This is a genomic window from Streptomyces sp. NPDC006332 (genome assembly GCF_040612855.1).
In the GTDB taxonomy this organism is placed as follows: Bacteria; Actinomycetota; Actinomycetes; order Streptomycetales; family Streptomycetaceae; genus Streptomyces.
In genome coordinates this window covers 1-17,085 of sequence record NZ_JBEXRA010000076.1, presented here as the reverse complement: position 1 = coordinate 17,085, position 17,085 = coordinate 1, and the positions used below count along the sequence as shown (strand labels likewise).

16 protein-coding genes and 2 pseudogenes are annotated in these 17,085 nt (G+C 69.2%); 10 read left to right on the top strand and 8 right to left on the bottom strand.

Annotated elements, in window-relative coordinates:
• The first annotated feature begins 50 nt into the window (after positions 1 to 50).
• Complete coding sequence (locus tag ABZ027_RS39440) at positions 51 to 590, top strand: heme-binding protein (protein ID WP_356777229.1); 540 nt, start codon at positions 51 to 53, stop codon at positions 588 to 590.
• Between the two features lie 34 nt (positions 591 to 624).
• Here ABZ027_RS39440 and ABZ027_RS39435 read toward each other — a convergent pair.
• A pseudogene (locus ABZ027_RS39435) lies at positions 625 to 731 on the bottom strand (IS481 family transposase); the annotation flags it as partial.
• A gap of 149 nt (positions 732 to 880) precedes the next feature.
• On the opposite strand from ABZ027_RS39435, the gene ABZ027_RS39430 reads away from it, so the two are divergent.
• The gene (locus ABZ027_RS39430; protein WP_356777227.1) at positions 881 to 1,252 is read left to right on the top strand and encodes an antibiotic biosynthesis monooxygenase family protein; all 372 of its coding nucleotides are present in this window, start codon (positions 881 to 883) and stop codon (positions 1,250 to 1,252) included.
• 625 nt (positions 1,253 to 1,877) lie between these two features.
• On the opposite strand, the gene ABZ027_RS39425 is transcribed toward ABZ027_RS39430, so the two are convergent.
• Positions 1,878 to 3,158 (bottom strand): LuxR C-terminal-related transcriptional regulator, encoded by a 1,281-nt coding sequence (locus ABZ027_RS39425; protein WP_356777225.1) that lies wholly within the window; start codon positions 3,156 to 3,158, stop codon positions 1,878 to 1,880.
• Positions 3,159 to 3,329: 171 nt separating this feature from the next.
• On the opposite strand from ABZ027_RS39425, the gene ABZ027_RS39420 reads away from it, so the two are divergent.
• Positions 3,330 to 4,238, top strand: coding sequence for an NADP-dependent oxidoreductase (locus tag ABZ027_RS39420; RefSeq protein WP_356777223.1), 909 nt, complete (start codon positions 3,330 to 3,332; stop codon positions 4,236 to 4,238).
• Positions 4,239 to 5,208: 970 nt separating this feature from the next.
• Here the strand turns inward: ABZ027_RS39420 and ABZ027_RS39415 are convergent.
• Complete coding sequence (locus ABZ027_RS39415; RefSeq protein ID WP_356777221.1) at positions 5,209 to 6,000, bottom strand: SDR family NAD(P)-dependent oxidoreductase; 792 nt, start codon at positions 5,998 to 6,000, stop codon at positions 5,209 to 5,211.
• 72 nt (positions 6,001 to 6,072) lie between these two features.
• On the opposite strand from ABZ027_RS39415, the gene ABZ027_RS39410 reads away from it, so the two are divergent.
• From ABZ027_RS39410 to ABZ027_RS39395, 4 genes are all read left to right on the top strand, one after another.
• Positions 6,073 to 6,546 (top strand): MarR family transcriptional regulator, encoded by a 474-nt coding sequence (locus tag ABZ027_RS39410; protein ID WP_356777219.1) that lies wholly within the window; start codon positions 6,073 to 6,075, stop codon positions 6,544 to 6,546.
• Between the two features lie 247 nt (positions 6,547 to 6,793).
• The gene (locus ABZ027_RS39405; protein WP_356777217.1) at positions 6,794 to 7,249 is read left to right on the top strand and encodes a MarR family transcriptional regulator; all 456 of its coding nucleotides are present in this window, start codon (positions 6,794 to 6,796) and stop codon (positions 7,247 to 7,249) included.
• Between the two features lie 458 nt (positions 7,250 to 7,707).
• On the top strand, positions 7,708 to 8,817 hold the full coding sequence (locus ABZ027_RS39400) for a histidine kinase (protein WP_356777215.1): 1,110 nt from the start codon (positions 7,708 to 7,710) through the stop codon (positions 8,815 to 8,817).
• Entirely contained in the window at positions 8,814 to 9,479 is a 666-nt protein-coding gene (locus ABZ027_RS39395) for a response regulator transcription factor (RefSeq protein WP_356777213.1), read from the top strand. Before ABZ027_RS39400 ends, ABZ027_RS39395 begins: the two co-directional genes overlap by 4 nt.
• Positions 9,480 to 9,537: 58 nt before the next feature.
• Here the strand turns inward: ABZ027_RS39395 and ABZ027_RS39390 are convergent, their stop codons facing one another.
• From ABZ027_RS39390 to ABZ027_RS39375, 4 genes are all read right to left on the bottom strand, one after another.
• Positions 9,538 to 10,701: an XdhC/CoxI family protein gene (locus tag ABZ027_RS39390; RefSeq protein ID WP_356777211.1), complete on the bottom strand. Its 1,164-nt coding sequence runs from the start codon at positions 10,699 to 10,701 to the stop codon at positions 9,538 to 9,540.
• Between the two features lie 111 nt (positions 10,702 to 10,812).
• Complete coding sequence (locus tag ABZ027_RS39385; protein ID WP_356777209.1) at positions 10,813 to 12,999, bottom strand: xanthine dehydrogenase family protein molybdopterin-binding subunit; 2,187 nt, start codon at positions 12,997 to 12,999, stop codon at positions 10,813 to 10,815.
• Positions 12,996 to 13,976: a xanthine dehydrogenase family protein subunit M gene (locus ABZ027_RS39380; RefSeq protein ID WP_356777207.1), complete on the bottom strand. Its 981-nt coding sequence runs from the start codon at positions 13,974 to 13,976 to the stop codon at positions 12,996 to 12,998. Before ABZ027_RS39380 ends, ABZ027_RS39385 begins: the two co-directional genes overlap by 4 nt.
• Before the next feature lie 5 nt (positions 13,977 to 13,981).
• Positions 13,982 to 14,629 carry a (2Fe-2S)-binding protein gene (locus ABZ027_RS39375; RefSeq protein WP_356777205.1) on the bottom strand — a complete coding sequence of 216 codons (648 nt, stop codon included), beginning with the start codon at positions 14,627 to 14,629 and terminating at the stop codon, positions 13,982 to 13,984.
• A 497-nt stretch (positions 14,630 to 15,126) separates the two neighbouring features.
• Between ABZ027_RS39375 and ABZ027_RS39370 the strand changes: the two genes are divergently transcribed.
• From ABZ027_RS39370 to ABZ027_RS39360, 3 genes are read left to right on the top strand one after another with little or no spacing between them, the layout of a single operon-like run.
• Complete coding sequence (locus ABZ027_RS39370) at positions 15,127 to 15,561, top strand: hypothetical protein (protein ID WP_356777203.1); 435 nt, start codon at positions 15,127 to 15,129, stop codon at positions 15,559 to 15,561.
• The gene (locus ABZ027_RS39365) at positions 15,500 to 16,309 is read left to right on the top strand and encodes a hypothetical protein (RefSeq protein WP_356777201.1); all 810 of its coding nucleotides are present in this window, start codon (positions 15,500 to 15,502) and stop codon (positions 16,307 to 16,309) included. Before ABZ027_RS39370 ends, ABZ027_RS39365 begins: the two co-directional genes overlap by 62 nt.
• Positions 16,306 to 16,785, top strand: coding sequence for a hypothetical protein (locus tag ABZ027_RS39360; protein ID WP_356777199.1), 480 nt, complete (start codon positions 16,306 to 16,308; stop codon positions 16,783 to 16,785). Before ABZ027_RS39365 ends, ABZ027_RS39360 begins: the two co-directional genes overlap by 4 nt.
• Positions 16,786 to 16,924: 139 nt before the next feature.
• On the opposite strand, the pseudogene ABZ027_RS39355 reads toward ABZ027_RS39360, so the two are convergent.
• A pseudogene (locus ABZ027_RS39355) lies at positions 16,925 to 17,085 on the bottom strand (TetR/AcrR family transcriptional regulator); the annotation flags it as partial.

Below are 17,085 nucleotides of genomic sequence, written 5' to 3'. Positions count from 1 at the left end.
GATCCCGAGATGCGTGAGAACGTTCCCTACAAGAACGCGGGAGTAAAGCCATGACAGAAGAGTCCGGCAACACCCTGGCCACGAGACGTGGAATGCTCGGGATGGCGGGGGCGGCGGCGGGTGGAGTGGCGTTGAGCCAGATCCTCGCCGACAGCGCCGCGGCCGCCACGGGCAGCATGGGGTCGACCGCGACGCGGACGATCAGCCTGGCCCAGGCTCAGCGGCTCACCGAGGCCGCCATCCGCTACGTGCGGGACCACACGAATCTTCCACCCATGTATGTGCTGGTCGTCGACTCCGCCGGAGAGACAAAGGCATCCCTTCGCATGGACAACAACAGCCCGGCGGCAGCCGCGTTGGTACCCCACAAAGCACACACCGCGCGCACCTACCGGGCAGCCACCGCCGACCTGGCCACCAACATCAAGGACCCGGCCCAGATCGCCTCCCATGTCGCCAGTGGCGCCAGCCTGCTCGCCGGCGGCCGACCGATCTTCGAGAGCGGCCAGTTCATCGGCGCCCTCGCGGTCGGCGGAGGCACCCCGGTCCAGGACGACGAGGTCGCCCGCGCCGCACTGAGCGCACTCTGACCCTTCCCGCCCACCGCCGGACGGCGGCCGGGAAGACTTCGAAGCGCTCCGCACCCCACCGTGGGGCCAGTTGCCCTCGACCACACAGCGGGCCAAGCGCAGGCGTCCGATCTCGCTCAGGGGTGCGATACGGGGGATCACGAGGGCCTTTCAGTTCGGTGCAGACGTCGCATCCACACCGAACCGGAAGGCCCTCACCTGTTCAGCCTTTCAGTCGCGATCGCTGCCAACTGTTGTAGACCGCATGTCGGGAAGCGACGTTGACAGCCCATCAAGCTCATGGAGCAACCATGCTGCAGTTCGGAAATCTCGACGAGTCCACCAATTTCCTCGACCAGCAGAAGGAGGAGACCGGTCCGGTCACCATCATCAACACGTTCGTCGCCCCGGAAGGCAAGGAGGACGAGGTGGTGGCCGCCTGGACCGACGACGCGGAGTACATGAAGAAGTCGGGAGGCCTCCTCTCGGTGCAGCTGTACCGCGGCATCGGCGGCAGCCGGCTGTTCACCAACGTCGCGGTCTGGAAAACCACCGAGCACCTCCGTGCCGCGTTCGCCACGCCGGAGTTCGCCTCCCACCTGGCGGGTTATCCCGTCGGCACCGTCGCCTACCCGCACCTGTACCAGAAGTTCGCTGTCGAGGGCATCTGCGAAGGCGAATGACGACGACCGCCAACCGAGGCAAGGCCGCCGTTCGCCACGCGCACGACGTCTGGCGACGTGCAATCCCTGGGTGACGGAGGATTCGCGCCGATGACGCCGAACGGTCCTCCTGTCCGCGCGGCCGGTGCTAGAACTGCTCGGCCTGGCCCGTGAAGAAAACACGCGGCGGCAGGACGTAGACGATGACGCATGAGACTGCCACCTACATCGCCGGCCAGGCAGCCCGCCTGTCCGGCGATGTAGGTGATCCCATTGGACGGCCGGACGATTAAGGACGCAATCGCTGCCTGGTGCGCCCACGGGTCGGCAGCCCCAGGGCACGGCAGTACATCGACGTCCTTCTCAACTTCGCCTGCTGAAGGGCGGTTCGACGCGTGCGAGGGATGTGCACCAGCGGACGTGCCCGGTGTCCGACCAAGGTGTCCGTAGCCTGTGATCAGCTCATCGCCCGAACGGGCTGAGCAATGAGTCACTTCTGGTGCACTGGAATGAGATAGGTAGCGCAGAAAGGTAGGCGAACCGGGGACGAGGAAAGCAAACCTCTGCTCCATGCGCCAACAGCAACGGGACACGCCGGGAACTCCTGGTCGCCGCTGCGACAGCCCTCATCTGCCGACGGCACAGGCTATGCGGCACCCCAATCGTGGGCGAGGGCGGCCGCCTCCCCACGGGAGCTGACGCCCAGTTTGCCGAGGATCCTCGCCACGTGGAACTTCACCGTTGACTCGCTGATGTGCAGATCCTGTGCGATGTCCCGGTTGCGCCGGCCGCGGGCCAGCTGTCCCAGCACCTGCAGTTCCCGTGCGCCGAGCGCGGTCAGCGGATCTTGACGGGGAGTGCTGGGCGAGGCGAGCGGGATCTCGAAGGTCACCGTCGTGCCCCAGCCGGGAACCGCGTCCAGGTCGACCCGCCCACCGAGCGGTGCAAGACGCTCGTTGACTCGGCGGGCGTCGAGGGCGCCGCGGGACAGGGTCCCGGGTCCGCTGTCTCGTACGGTGGCGCGCAGTTCGTCCGTACCGACTTTCCAGCCGACATGGACGCGGTGCTCCCCGTCACCTTCCGGGCCGTGGCCCTGGTCGTCCAGTGACGCGTGCACGGTGGCCCGGACCACGGCAAGCAGCGTGTCGGTGACATCGGCGGGCAGCAAGCGGTCCGCGCCTTCCTCCACGCCGGGCGGCCCCAGCTCCAGCCGTACGTTGCGTGCGCGCAGGATCCGGCGCAACGACACGGCGAGCCGCTCGAAGGCGTCCCCGGCCCGCTCCTCCGCCAGCGACCGGTCGAGTTCAGCTCGTGACCGCAGGTCAGCGAGGGCCGAGACGGCGACGTCGACGGCGCGCGTACGGGCGTTCGTGTCGTCCAGGGTGCGGTCGCGCAGAATGCCGAGCAGCGCGGTCAGCACGCCCCCGTGCGCGTCGCCCAGTTCGGCGATGGCTGCGGCCCGTGCCGCTGCCGCGGCTCGCGACGCAGCCAGCGAGCCCGGGAGCGCCTCGGTCCGCAGCCCCTCCCGGTGCGCGGACACCAGGTCCCACAACAACTGGGCGGGCACCAGGTGCTCCTCCGGTACGGGGGTGTCCTCGGTCCGTACGACGACCAGCAGCGCGCTCTGCCCAGTGATGTCACTGGTGAGGGCCAGCACGGGAACGTCGACGCCCGCTATCCTCGCCCGCCCCTGCCAGGTGCCCCTCGCAGGCAACAGCGGCCGCAGCGCGACCAGTTCGGCGGCGGTGATGAGGGAGCCGGGCCGACCGGGGGGCTCACCGTAGGTCAGGAACGGCGAGTACGCGCAGTTGCCGGAGAGCTGGGCGAGCGCCCGGTGCGCAACAGCCTCCGCCAGCACGGCGGACAGGCACGGCAGAGTTTCGGACAGCGGCGCCTGGATCAGCTCGACTGCGGCCATCAGGTTCATGTCCGCCAGCGTAAGCAGCCGGGCCCTCCCGTCGGATCGGCCTTTCGACTAGTGGGAACCATCCGAAAGGACAGCGGCCGCTCAGCCGCCCAGCCGCAGGCTGGAGGAGTAGTCCACGACCGGCCGCCGCCACGGCGGCCTTATGCATACGTTCGACGGGAAGTGACAGGCATGAAGGCGATCTCGTACGAGGAGTACGGTGGTCCGGAGGTTCTGCGGCTGGCGGAGGTGACGGAGCCGCACCCCGGCCCCGGGCAGGTACGGGTGAGGGTTGTGGCCGTCGCCGTCAACCCCATCGACTTCAAGATTCGCCGCGGCTGGGTCCAGGAGATGATGGGACCCGTGTCCTTCCCCGCCGTCCCGGGCATGGAAGCGGCCGGCATCGTCGACGAGCTGGGGGACGGTGTCACCGGTGTCTCGATCGGGGACGAGGTGATGGGCTGGACCGAGACCGGCTCCTATGCCGAATATGCCCTGACCTCGAACTTCGCACGCAAGCCGGCCGGCCTCGACTGGGAGACGGCCGCTGCGCTGCCCGTCGCCGTCGAGACCTCAGACCGTGCGCTGGGTGAGCTCGCGGTGGGCCTGGGCGAGACCCTTCTGATTCACGGAGCCGCGAGCGTGGTCGGCTCCGTCGGCGTCCAGCTCGCCGTGGCCCGCGGTGCCACCGTGATCGGTACGGCATCCGAGGCCAACCACGATTACCTGCGTTCTGTCGGTGCGATTCCGGTGGTGTACGGCGACGGCCTCGCCGACCGGGTCCGCGCCGTCGCCCCGCAGGGCGTCGACGCCGTCTACGACGTCGCCGGCATCGACGCGCTGGATGTCTCCGTGGAGCTGCGCGGCGGCACCACCAACCGCATCGTCACCATCTCCGACCCTCGGGCCTTCGAGCTGGGCATCACCTTCTCCGGCGACAACCGACGGTTCGGGCCAGAGCTCACCGAGTATGCCCGCCTTGCCGCCGACGGCCGACTGAGCGTGCGCGTCGACCGAAGCTTCCCTCTCGCCGACGCCGCCCAGGCGCACGAGCTGAGCGAGACCGGCCGGGCGCGCGGCAAGGTGCTCCTGCGCCCGTAGCGGGAGGGCCGTGGAGAGATACGGCGTCACCCTCCCGCGAACTCGTTGAGACCCTTCTCGATGTCGGTGTGCCCGTTCGCCGTCGACGCCATCGGTACCGTCGGCGTCCGGACGGGTCGCCGGGCAGGGTAGCGAAGCCGCCGAGCCAACTGTTCCGCCGAGGCTCCCCAGGGCATGGGCATGGGCATGGGCGTGGGCCGCGGTCGCGGTAAGGAACGGCGCACCTGCCAGGGACACCAGCGCTGCGCTGGACGCCCCGCCTGCTCGGCCACTCAGTGGCAAGAGCACGCATAGGTTCTTACGGCTACCCGCATGCTCTTATCCGTGCGACCCGCATCTCAGTGCCTGCTCGGGGGCGTTCGCGCACGCGGTCAGGCAGCAAACCAGAGCGACAGCGGGCTTCGGCGTCGTTCCCAACTCCTCGCTTCCTCGGCACCCGACCACGGCGCAGCACGAAGGCACCGATGACCGGCTGGTTCGGCGTTGTTCGGACGATGGGAAACGCATCCCGCGCCTCCCAGCCGCTGTACGGAGAGGTGCGCGGGACCGGGGGCGGTTCAGCTTTCCCTCTCGTGCGGGGACTCCGCAGGCGCCAGCCCTGAGCGATCCCATCGGAATCCTTCGTGGCGTTCAGTTAATCGCGCATCTGCGGGGCCCGGCTCGGTGCTCAAGTCAACCCGGGGATTGGTCGAAAACGTGGAGGCATTGAGGGCCGCAGGGGTAGTCCGACGCTCCCTGTACCAGCGAATCCGGCAGGCGCCGCCTTCTCCCTCCCCTGCTGGTCTCCACCATGCAGGGCCGGCAGCGGGGCCAGCTTGCGGGCGGAGTAGATCGGCGGCCAGTTGAGCGGCACCATCGCTGCGATGACGCCGTAGTGTTCGAGCACCGTGATGTCCAGCAGACTTCCGCAGTCGTTTACCTGGCCGGGTTGCCGCGTTCGCGTCCCAATTACGCGCCTGGGAAAGGGGTTTTAACTCCGCGGTTCCGTGTAGCGGACCGCAGGTGTCGGCTGGTTGCCGCCCCGGACAAAAGCGAGCTCTGCGGCGAGCAAGGCGTCCAGGGCTGAGTCCTGGCTCTCCAGACCAGGGGCACAGACGGTCTCACCCAGGCGCAGCCCGGCCAGGCTGGCCGAGGCCACGTCCTCGGGCGACATCGCCGAGGGGATGCTGCGGCCCGCGCCACTGTTCCACTCTGTTGCCACAACGCCGGGGCACACCACCTGGACGCGTACCGGGGTGTCGGCGAGCTCACCGGCGAGGGTGCGTGTGAAGCCCAAGGTGGCGGCCTTCGCGGCGACGTACAGGGTGCGTCGGGGTGCTCGCGAATCAGTCAGGCCCGCACTGAAGGCGAGGAGCGAGGCGACAGTGACGATCGTGCCTTCGCCTGCCGCGAGCATTCCGGGAAGCGCGGCGTGGACCAGCCGGACGGGGGCGACGGCGTTGAGGGTGAGCAGGCGGTCGATGTCGGCGGGGTCGACGTCGGCGAGCGGGGCGTAACCGCCGGCGCCGGCGTTGCTGATCAGCATGCGCACGTCCCCGGCGGCAAGCCGGTCGGTGACAGCGGCGATGCCGTCCTGGGTCATGAGGTCGGCGGGCAGAACCTCGACTGCTGCTCCCTGAGCGCGGAGTTCCTCGGCCAGGTCAGCGAGCCGGTCGGCGCGTCGCGCCACCAGGACGAGGTCATGTTCGTCCGCCAGGAGACGGGCGTAGGCGGCGCCGATGCCGGAGGAGGCGCCAGTGATCAGAGCAATGGTGCGATTCATGGGACCAAGGTTCCTCAAACAGTAGGCATGTGTCAAACGCTTGACTGTCCTGAAGTGTCGTATCCTTCTCGCGTGATACGTGAAGATGAGGAGCCCGTCGGGCTCGGTGCGCTCGACCGGGTGACCTGGGCGTTGCGCCGCGCGGAGTTGGCGGTGCAGAGCCTCAAGGAGCAGCGGCTGCGTCCGCTGGGCATGGTGGCGGCGCACTACACGCTCCTGATCTCCGTACACGACGAGCCGGGGCTGACCGGCGCCGAACTCGCCCGCCGCCTCAACGTAACCCCACAGGCCATCGCCTCACTGGTGGCACGCCTGGAGAGTCGCGGGCAGCTGGAGAGACGTGAGCATCCCCGCCACCGTCACATCCAGGAGCTGCACCTCACCGACGCCGGTCGGGAGGCATTGCGTGCAGCCGACGCAGTGATCGCCGACATTGAGCGGCAGGTCACCGATGGCCTCGGCTCGGATGCAGCACAGCTGCGAGCACTGCTCGACCAAGTCGCCGAGACGGTTCGCGAGGTCTCAGCCCGCGATATCGTCGGCTGAGCGTCACCCCAGGCAGTGGCCTCCGAGGTGGCCCGCTTGGGAAGAGCGACCCCATCAGGCCCGCCGACCGCACCACACCGTGATGATCACGTGGCAGATGCGCGGACGCGTATGGTGCGATCTCCTCCGTCACTCACCCTGGTGCCGCGATGTGAGAGATCAGCCGCTTGGCCAGCTCGAGAGTGATTCATACACTTGAGGACAATCAAGTTACTTGCTAAGTGTCCAGGTACCGTATTCTCATCGGGTGACAAAGGATGACGCACGACCGGTCCCTGCCGAGCACTTGACCCGGGTGACCTGGGCCCTTCGGCGGGCGGAGTGGGCTGTTCAGGCCCGGAAGGATCAGCGACTACGACCGCTGGGCATCGCGGCTGCTCAGTACACCCTGCTGATCTCCGTCCACACCGATCCCGGTCTGACCGGCGCGGAACTGGCCCGGCGCCTGAACGTCACCCCGCAAGCAGTGGCCTCCCAGGTGGCCCGCCTGGAGGAGCGGGGTCACCTGGAACGCCGACCGCACCCGCGCCACCGCCACGTGCAGGAGTTGCACCTCACCGACGCCGGCCGCGACTCCCTGCAGGGGGCCGAGGCGGTGATCCTGGACATCGAACAGCGGATCGCCGAGAAGCTCGGTCCGAAGAAGGCCGCACAGTTGAGGGCACTGCTCGAGGAGGTGGCCGACGTGGTCCGGGAGGCGTGAGGCGGTGGGCACGTCGACCCGCGCTGAGATCGGCGTCGTAGGTGCCTCACGAGTCGGCTGTTGGCCTGCAGCGCATTCCCATACCGCTGTCGTCGGCTGCCGTTGCGCGCCTCGTCGGGCGGGCTGGTGCGCCGGTAAGCGGCGGGAGCAGGCAACCGACGTGGTCGCTCCGGCACGGGCCACAGCCAGCGGCCGCACGCCCAGTACGGGGGCCCGGTGGTGACCCTCGCGGCGCGACTAGAGGCAGGCGGCCGCATCTGTCCTTAAACCGAGGATCGGTACCAAGGAACGGTGACACCGTGATCGGACCGGCATCGCTTCAACGGGTCATCGGCGCTCACCCACGTCTGGTGGATGCCACCCTCGCCACCCTCGTGGGCTGTATCGGTCTGCTGCCCCAGCTGTTCGGACAGTGGCCCGACGGCATCCGTCCGTCGGGTGCCGACGCCGTCGCCGCGGTGGCCGCCTTCCTGCTTCTGCTGGCCCGTCGCCAAGCACCGATACCTGTTCTGGCGCTGGCAGTGCTCGGGGAGGTGGCCTTCACCGTCCTCGCGTCGTATCCGTCGCGAGCACTGAAGCTCGCCGCGTTGATCGCGGTCTACACCGTGGCCCGAACGGTCCGTCGGCGAACCGCCCTGTTCGTCACCTTGGGCACAGCCCTCGCCCTGTACGCCGTTTTGACCTGGGTGGCGGACTCGGCCTTCAGCCCGGAGGCCGACGTTGTGTTCGCCTGGACCGGGATGTTCGCCGCCGTTGGGGTCACCGTGCGCACCTGGCACGACTACGTCGCCGCGATGGAGGAACGAGCGCTGCGGGCGGAGGAGAGCAAGGAAGAAGAGGCCCGCCGTCGGGTCGCCGAAGAGCGGCTGCGTATCGCAAGGGAACTCCATGACGTGATCGCCCACCACATCGCCCTGATCACCATTCAGGCAGGAGTCGCCGGCCGCTTCCTTCGGGGCCGGCCGGATCAGGCCGAGGTCGCGCTTGGTCACATCCGTGAGGCCGGCCGCACAGTCCTGGACGAACTGGGCCCGCTGCTGCACGTACTACGGCAGCCCGGCGACGAGACGGACAAGACGGAGCCGACCGAACCCGTGCCCGGCCTGTCCCGTCTCGGAGGGCTCCTCGAATCGCTGGCCGCCGCCGGGCTGAGTGTCCGCCACCGGCAGGCGGGCCATCCGCTTCCTCTGCCGACGGCCATCGACCTGACTGCCTACCGCGTCGTTCAGGAAGGGCTGACCAACGCTCACAAGCACGGCGCGACCGCCGAGACGAACCTGCTCGTCGACTATAGGCCCGACGAACTGCGCATTCGAATCACCAACCCCCTGCACTCCGGCCCGTACCCCGCATCGGCGGCGACGGGCACCGGGCATGGGCTGACGGGCATGCGTGAGCGCGTCAAGGCGGTCGGCGGCAGCCTCAATGCCGAAGCGGACGCCGACGGTTGTTTTCGCCTCGCGGTGCGGCTGCCGATGCCTGCGGCCGGACCGCCGGCCGACAATCGCACGTCAGATCGGTCCGGCGGTGACCTGCCCGCGAACACCGCCGAGGGGAGGCAGGGATGACCATCCGCGTTCTGCTCGCCGACGACCAGGCCCTCGTCCGCACCTGTTTCCGCATGCTCATCGAGTCGGAGCCGGACCTGGAAGTCGTCGGAGAGGCCGAGACGGGTGAAGAGGCGGTCGTGCTGGCCCGCAGCACCCGAGCCGACGTCGTGCTGATGGACATCCGGATGCCCGACATGGACGGCCTCGCCGCCACCCGCGCCATCTCGGCGGACAAGGACCTCACGGGCGTACGAGTGCTGATCCTGACGACCTTCGAAGCCGACGAGTACGTCTTCCAGGCGCTACGTGCCGGGGCCAGCGGCTTCCTCGGAAAGAGCGTGGAGCTCTCTTACCTCCTCGACGCCATCCGGCTGATCGCCCAGGGAGAGGCGCTGTTGTCACCCAGTGCGACCCGGGCACTCATCGCCCACTACCTCACCACACCCGACCGGACGATCGCTCCGGCCCCGGAGCTGACCACCCTGACCGACCGAGAGCGTCAAGTGCTCGATTTCGTGGCCGCGGGTCTTTCCAACGACGGCATCGCCGAACAGCTCCACATCTCGCCCGCGACCGCCAAGACCCACGTGAATCGCATCATGACCAAGCTCGGCGTCCGCGACCGCGCCCAACTCGTGGTGATCGCCTACCAGACCGGCCGCGCCCGCCCCGGTGCCTGACCGGCCGAGCACCACTGGGCGCGCTGGGGGCCTGTTCCGGAGGTGCCTGTGGCGGGGGTTACGGCGCCGTCACCAGACCGGACAGAGGCTGCGCGGGGAGGTGGATGGGGCCGACGCCGTGTGAAAGAGGCAGGCCCGTGCCGCGGTTGGTGTGGGCGATGATCTCCGACGTGATGGAGATCGCTGTCTCCTCGGGAGTAAGGGCTCCGATGTCCAGGCCGATCGGTGAGTGCAGACGCGCCAGTTGGTCCTGGGAGACGCCGGCTTCCCTGAGCAGATCGACCCGGTGCTCGTGGGTGCGTCGCGAGCCCATGGCGCCGACATAGCCGACAGGAAGAGTCAGCGCCAGACTCAGCAGAGGGACGTCGAACTTGGCGTCGTGGGTGAGGACGCAGACGACGGTGCGGGCGTCGGTCTCGGTCGCCGCGAGGTAACGGTGGGGCCAGTCGGTGACGACCTCGTCGGCGTGCGGGAAGCGCGCCGGGGTGGAGAAGACCGGGCGGGCGTCGCAGACGGTCACCCGGTAGCCGAGGAAGCTCCCCGCCCGGCTGAGGGCGGCGGCGAAGTCGACGGCGCCGAAGATCAGCATGCGGGGTCGGGACGCGTGCACGTGGACGAGGATGGTGAGCTTGCGCGGGCAGGTGCCGTCGTCCGGGTCCTCGGATTCTCTCCCACTGCCGCCGACCTCGACCGAGGCGGTACGGCCCGCCCGCAGGAGCGCACGCGCATGCGCCACGACAGCCCGGTCCTCGCTCTCGCCCCCGAGAGTGCCGTCGTGGGTGCCCTCGGCGGGGATGTGGAGCATACGGCCGACGAGTTCACCGGGACCGTCGACGACGTGGGCCACGGCCGACGGGAGCCCCGCGGTCACGGCATCGAGGGCGATGGCGAGCTGGGGTTGGGCGCCGGGCTCCACGCGCTGTACGAGGACTCCGATCTCCCCGCCGCAGGTCAGGCCGGCGGCGAAGGCATCCGAGTCGGAGTACCCGAAGGCCACGCGTGCGGGGGCAGCGCGGTCTGCCAGCACTTGGCGGCCCAGTTCGTACACCGCTGCCTCGACGCAACCGCCGGAGACGCCACCGACCGCGTTGCCGTCGGCATCTACGGCCAGTGCGGTGCCGACTGGCAGGGGTGCGCTGCCTCTGACGGCGATGACGGTGGCCAGGGCGAACGGCCTGCCCTCGTGGCACCAGTCGTGCAGTGTGTCCGTGATGTTCAGCATGGGGGGCTTTCCGTGAGGTGTGGGCTGACGGGCCGTCGCCGCGCCCTAGGGGAGGAAACCGCGTGGTGCCCGGGTAGCCGCGTGTTGTGGGCACGCGGGCCACCCGGGAGCTCAGAGGAGAGCTTCTGCGGTGATGGGCAGTTCGCGGATGCGGCGGCCGGTGGCGTTGAACACCGCGTTGGCGATGGCGGGCGCCACTCCGACGATGACGACCTCACCGAGTCCTTTGACGCCGATGGGGTCGGCTTCGTAGTCCTGCCCGTTGATGAAGATCGCCTTCAGGTCGGGCATGTCGGCGTGGGTCGGCACGAGGTAGTCGGCGAGGTTGGCGTTGACGATCCGTCCGTCGCGGTGGTCGGTGACCGTGTGCTCGAGGAGGGCCTGACCTATCCCGCCTGTCATGGCTCCGATGGCCTGGCTGTCGGCGAGTCTCGGGTTGATGATCCGACCGGCGTCGTACACGCCGAGCATGCGCCGCACCCGTACCAGGCCGAGACGGGCGTCGACGGCCACCTCGGCGAACAGCGCGGAGTAGGCGTACAGGGAGAACTTCTCCGGTTCCGGCGCCCCGGCGTACGAGCCGAGCACTTCGAGGTGCGTCCGGTCGTTGCGGGCCAGGAGCCGCTGGTAGCTCTCCCCGCGAGCGGGCTCGTCCTTCACATACAGCCGACCGCCTCGTACGACGATGTCGGCGGCATCCGCCCCGTACAGCGGCGATCCCTCGTCCTTGACCGCGAGCGTGATCGCCTGCTTGCGCAGCTTGTCACAACCGTCCTGAACGGCGGATCCGACACTGGCCATGGTCATCGAGCCTGCGTGGACGGGGGCCGGGGGCATGAGGGAGTCCCCGAGCCGGAAGGTCACCTGGCGCATGGTCAGGCCGAGGGCGTCAGCGGCGACCTGGCTCATGGACGTAGCCGTGCCGGGCCCCATGTCGCTGGTGGAGGACTGCACCAGGGCGGTGCCGTCGGCGTCGAGGCGGACCGAGGCCTGGGCCTGGCTGCGCGCGGTGTCGTAGACACCGGCGGCCATGCCCATACCGATGAGCCAGTCGCCGTCCCGCGTCGAGCGGGGCTCGGGGTTGCGCCGGTGCCAGCCGAACTCGCGAGCGCCCGTGCGGTAGCAGTCGCGCAGGCGGCGGGTGGAGAACGGCAGGTTGCTGGACTCGTCGTCGGACGGTTCGTTGCGCAACCGCAGCTCGATCGGGTCCACGCCCAGTTCGTGGGCGAGTTCGTCCATGGCCGACTCGACGGGGTAGGCGCCGCTGGCGTAGCCGGGGCCGCGCATGAACCACGGCGTGCTCACGTCCAGCGGGACGTGGTCGTACGCCTGGCGGACGTTGGGCGTGCTGTAGAGCATGCGGCCCGGGACGAGAACGCTTTCGCTGTAGGTCTCGTAGCGGGAGGACTCGGCGCGGACGTCGTGCGTCGACGCGGTCAGGCGGCCCTGGCGGTCGGCGCCCATGCGCAGTTCGTATGCGTACGCGGGCCGGAATCCCACGGCGAAGTACATCTGCCGACGGGTGAGGACGAGCTTCACCGGGCGTTTCACCTCGCGTGCGGCCATGGCCGCGATGACGGAGTGCACCCAGGTGCGGGCGGCGTTGCCGAAGGCGCCGCCGACGAACGGCGAGATGACGCGGATGTGGTCCGGCGGGATGCCGAACTCGCCGGTCAGGGAGAACACGGTGCCCTGCACATACTGCGTCTTCTCCCAGACGGTCAGCCGGTCGCCGTCCCAGTGGGCGACGATGCCGGCCGGCTCTATCGGGTTGTGGTGGTTGCGGGCCGTCCGGTACGTCGTCTCCAGCCGGACGGGGGCGGAGTCCAGGGCTCGGTCTGCGTCGCCGCGTGCATAGATCTGGGTTTCGCCGGCGGCGTCGGCGACGTTGATGTCGGTCGAGGAGGGCTCCGCGTCGTAGGAGACCGTCACCAGGCTCGCTGCGTGCTGCGCGGTCTCCAGCGTGGTCGCCACCGTGACCGCGACGGGCTGTCCAAAGAACTGCACCCGGTCGTCCTGAAAGGCACGCAGCGGTTTGCCCGGTGGGAACCGGCCTTCCACAGGCGGCAGCTTGGGCGCGTTGAGGTGGCTGATGACCTTCAGGACACCGGGCTGGGCTTCGGCCGCGCGGGTGTCGACGCCGGTGATCCGGCCCCTACCGACGTTGCTTTCCACGATGACCGCGTGCACGACCCCATCGGGACTGTTGTCGGCGGCGTACTTCGCTGCCCCTGTCACCCTCAGCCGTGCATCGACCCGGGGCACAGCCGCACCGACGGCGGCCTGCGGCTGGCTCACTTGGTGCCTCCTACGGTGCGCAGCTGGCGTTCGACGGTGCGTTTGAGCAGCTCGGCCTTGAAGCCGTTGTGGGCGAGGGGGTGTGCCCCCTCGGCCGCGTGCTCGGCGGCCTCCGCCCACAGCCGGTCGGAGGGGCGTTCGTCGATGAGGTGGCGCTCGACGGCGGGCAGGGTCCAGGGCACGGTGCCCACGCCGCCGGCGGCGACCTTCGCCTCGCGGATGACGCCGCCACGGATGTGCAGCGCGACCGCGGCCGACGTGAGCGCGAACTCGTAGGACTGGCGGTCTCGCACTTTCAGGTAGCCGGATTTCAGTGGGCGCGGTAGGGCGGGGATTTCCACAGCGGTGATCAACTCGCCCTTGCTCAGGGCCTGTTCGCGGTTCGGGGTGCTGCCGGGCCGCAGCAGGAAGTCGGCGAAGGCAATACGCCGTTCCCCCTCCGGGCCCAGCACGTGCACCGTCGCCTCCAGTGCCGCGAAGGCCACGGCGACGTCGGAGGGATGGGTGGCCACGCAGTGATCGGAGGTGCCGAGGATCGCGTGGCTGCGGTTGTAGCCGTGCAGCGCGGCGCACCCGGAGCCGGGCTCACGCTTGTTGCAGGCGGCGGTCACGTCCCGGAAGTACGTGCACCGGGTGCGCTGCATGATGTTGCCGCCGATGGTCGCCATGTTCCGCAGCTGGGCCGAGGCGCTCAGCTCCAGCGCCTCGGAGATGACGGGGTACAGGACGCGCACCTTCGGGTGGGCGGCGGCCTCGGCCATACGGACCAGGGCGCCGATGCGCAGGCCCCCGCGATCGGTGACGGTGACCTCGCGCAGCGGCAGGGTGCTGATGTCGACCAGCACGCCGGGACGCTCTACGGTCTCCCGCATCAGGTCGACGAGGGTGGTGCCGCCGGCGAGGTAACGCCCGCCACGCCAACCGGCGTTGAGGGCCTCACGCATGTCCGCGGCCTTGGTGTAGGTGAAGGGATGCACGGGGCTCAGCCCTTCCGGCCGGCGGCGGTCTGCTCGACCGCGCGCTCGATCTTCACGTAGCAGCCGCAGCGGCAGAGGTTGCCGCTCATCCACTCCCGGATCTCCGCAGTGGAGCTGGTGTGACCCTCCTGGATGCACCCGATGCCCGACATGATCTGGCCAGACGTGCAGAAGCCGCACTGGAAGGCGTCCTGGTCGATGAACGCCTGCTGCAGTGGGTGAAGTTGGTCGCCCTTCGCGAGGCCCTCGATCGTGGCGACCTCGGCGCCCTCCAGGCGCACCGCCAGCGTCAGACAGGAGTTGACCCGTCGACCGTCGACCAGGACCGTACAGGCGCCGCAGGCACCGGCATTGCAGCCCTTCTTCGAGCCCGTCAGGTCGAGATGCTCACGCAGGAGGTCCAGCAGCGAGGTTCGGTTGTCGATCGTGACGGTGCGCCGAACGCCGTTGACCGTCAACGAAACGCTGCTGCCGGGCGGCTCCTCCGCGGCCAACGCTTCCTCGGCGGCGAGCGCGGGCGGTCCCGCGACCAGGCCGCCCACCACAGCGGCTCCTCCTGCGGCGGTGGTCGTGGTCATGAAGGTGCGCCGGGTGGGCCCGAGCGGAGGCTCGACGGGGGAAGTCTCTGCTTCCGCGGGATGTTCGGTGGACATGTCCACTCTCCCTCGATGGGGTGCGGGTGGTTGGCAGGGGCGTATGGGTAGTCGAGCCGTCCGCGGAGGTGTGCCATGCCCGTTGCTCAACCAGGCTGCCGTTCCCTCGGGACGGCGGGAGAGGAGTGGCTGCCGCCGGACGGTGGCAGGGATTCGGCGCCCAGGTTCACGCCGAGCGCGGCGCGCTGGTCCTCCTGACTCGGGAGACACGGCACCGCCCCCGCGCGCCCGGCGAGACGGGCGGAGCGGGGAGGAGCCGCCGACTCGGGCGCAGCATTCTGGGAGTCGGACGTCACCGGAGGTCGGACGCTGCGCCACGGCTGCGCCGACCGCCCCCGGATCGATAGCAAGGTCGTTCCGCGGGTCCGTGGGCAGGACGCGGTGGGCGACCGAGCGCGGAACACAGGCGACACCGCTGACCGAGCAGTCACCGGTGATCAAGGCCAGGGTTGGGGGCACAGATCAAGCATGAACCTTCTGATCCACATCAAACAAGCGTGATTGCATCAATCACCTTTATATCTCTACGTGTAGTTAACCTAGCCAAGCACGTTGAGGTCCCCCGTGATCGCCGGCGACCTGCCCGCGGAGACGGCCACGTCGACACAGGTCAGGGCGCGGGGCGCACCGTAAGACTCCTTCAGCACGGCCTGTCCAGGGACAGCGACGTATGGCTGGCGTCCTGCCGTGACTTCCACGCCTCACCATTCGCCCGCCGCCCGGGCTCCGGCTGCCCGGTGGCGGTGTGGGGCTGCCTGGAGTGCCCGAACGCGGTGTTCACCACCCGGCACCTGCCCGCGATTCTCAGCTTCGCCGGATTTCTGACTGCCCAGCGCGAGGCGATGACGGTGCTGGAGTGGAACGCCCGCTATGCACTGGCCTGGGAACGGATCACCACCGGCATCCTGCCGCAGTTCACCTGCGAGCAGTAGGCCACCGCCCGGCTCATCGCCGAAAGCAGTTAACGACACGTCCGCTCACGACAAACCGCAGGATAAGGAAGGGGAAGACGAACCTGTTCCGTGGCGGCTGAGCACCCGGCAGTTCCGCCGCACCCTGGCCTGGCACATCGCGCACCAGCCGTTCGGCGTTGTTGCGGGGGCCCGGCAGTACCAGCACGCCGAACTCGCCCTTTTCGAAGGCTATGCGGGAACTTCGGCCTCCGGCTTCGCCGCCGAGGTAGCCGCCGAGCGTGCCATCGCCCAGCTGGACTATGTCGAGGACCTTTACCACGACTGGAACGACGGCCACCGCACCAGCGGCGGCGCCGCCGGCTGCGTGAACGCCGAGTTCGACCGGATCCGCCGGGAACTGGGCGACCTGCCGGGCATCATCGCCAGTCCCGCTCGGCTGCGCACCATGCTGCAACACCTGACGAAGACCCTTCACCCAGGCGTCCCGAACGACTGCTTCTACCAGCCCTCCACCGCCCTGTGCGCGAAGCGGGCCCAGCACACGGGCCGGCCCCTGCCGCTGCTGACCATGCGCCTGACCTGTCCCAATGGCCGCCGCTCCAGCGTCCACCTGCCCCGTCTGACCACCGCCCGCGCCCAGGCCCAGCGCCCGCTCGACGCCCCGGAGGGGCTGTCCCGCCTCCAGACCGCCGCGCTGACCACCCACATCGCCGACCTCGACCACGCCATCGCAGAACTCACCTCCTCCGGAAGCCCCGACGCATGAATGACCCCGCCGCACTGCGGCTGCGGCACGCCCTTGAAAACAGTGGCATTCCCGTACGGCCGGGCCCCGACCAGGCTCTCGTGCACGCCTTCGAACGGATCGTGACCGGCAACCCCGAACATACCCGCGGCGCCCTGAACGTCTCCACGCTGTGCACGGAAGCGGGTATCTCGCGCGCCACCTACTACCGTTCACCCCTGGCGAAGATCATCACCGGACTGCTCCGGACACCGGACGCGCCCCGACCGCAGATCGACACCCTCACGGCGGACATCGCCCGTCTCAAGAAGGCGGACCGCGCGCTGCGCTCCCAACACGCTGCCGAGCAGCGGGAGGCACGCGCCACCATCGCCGCCTACGCCAACCACATCCAGACGCTCAGCCTGCGGAACGCCGAACTCGAAGCGGAGAACGCCACCTTGCACGAATCTCTCTGCCAGGAAGGCACCGTGGCCTCCCTCCCGGTGATGCGTTGAATGCCTCGTCGAAGGGGGTGTGGGATCGTCTGGCCACCCGGCGGGTGGCCGGCGCCGGGAGCGACGCGGATGCGGTTGTCGAGGGAGCCGCTGACCTTGTTCGACCGGACCAGCTTCTGATCGGTACGCGGATGGCGTCTCAGCTGTGCTGCTCGGCGTCCAGGAGTGCGAGGGCGTTGCGGATGCCCTGTTCGAGGAGTTGGTCGGCGAGTTGCCGGTCGGTCAGGGCGCGGGAGAGCTGCAGGGTCCCGGCCATCATGCCGAGGAGGCCAAGTGCCTTCACACGTGCGGAGGACGGGG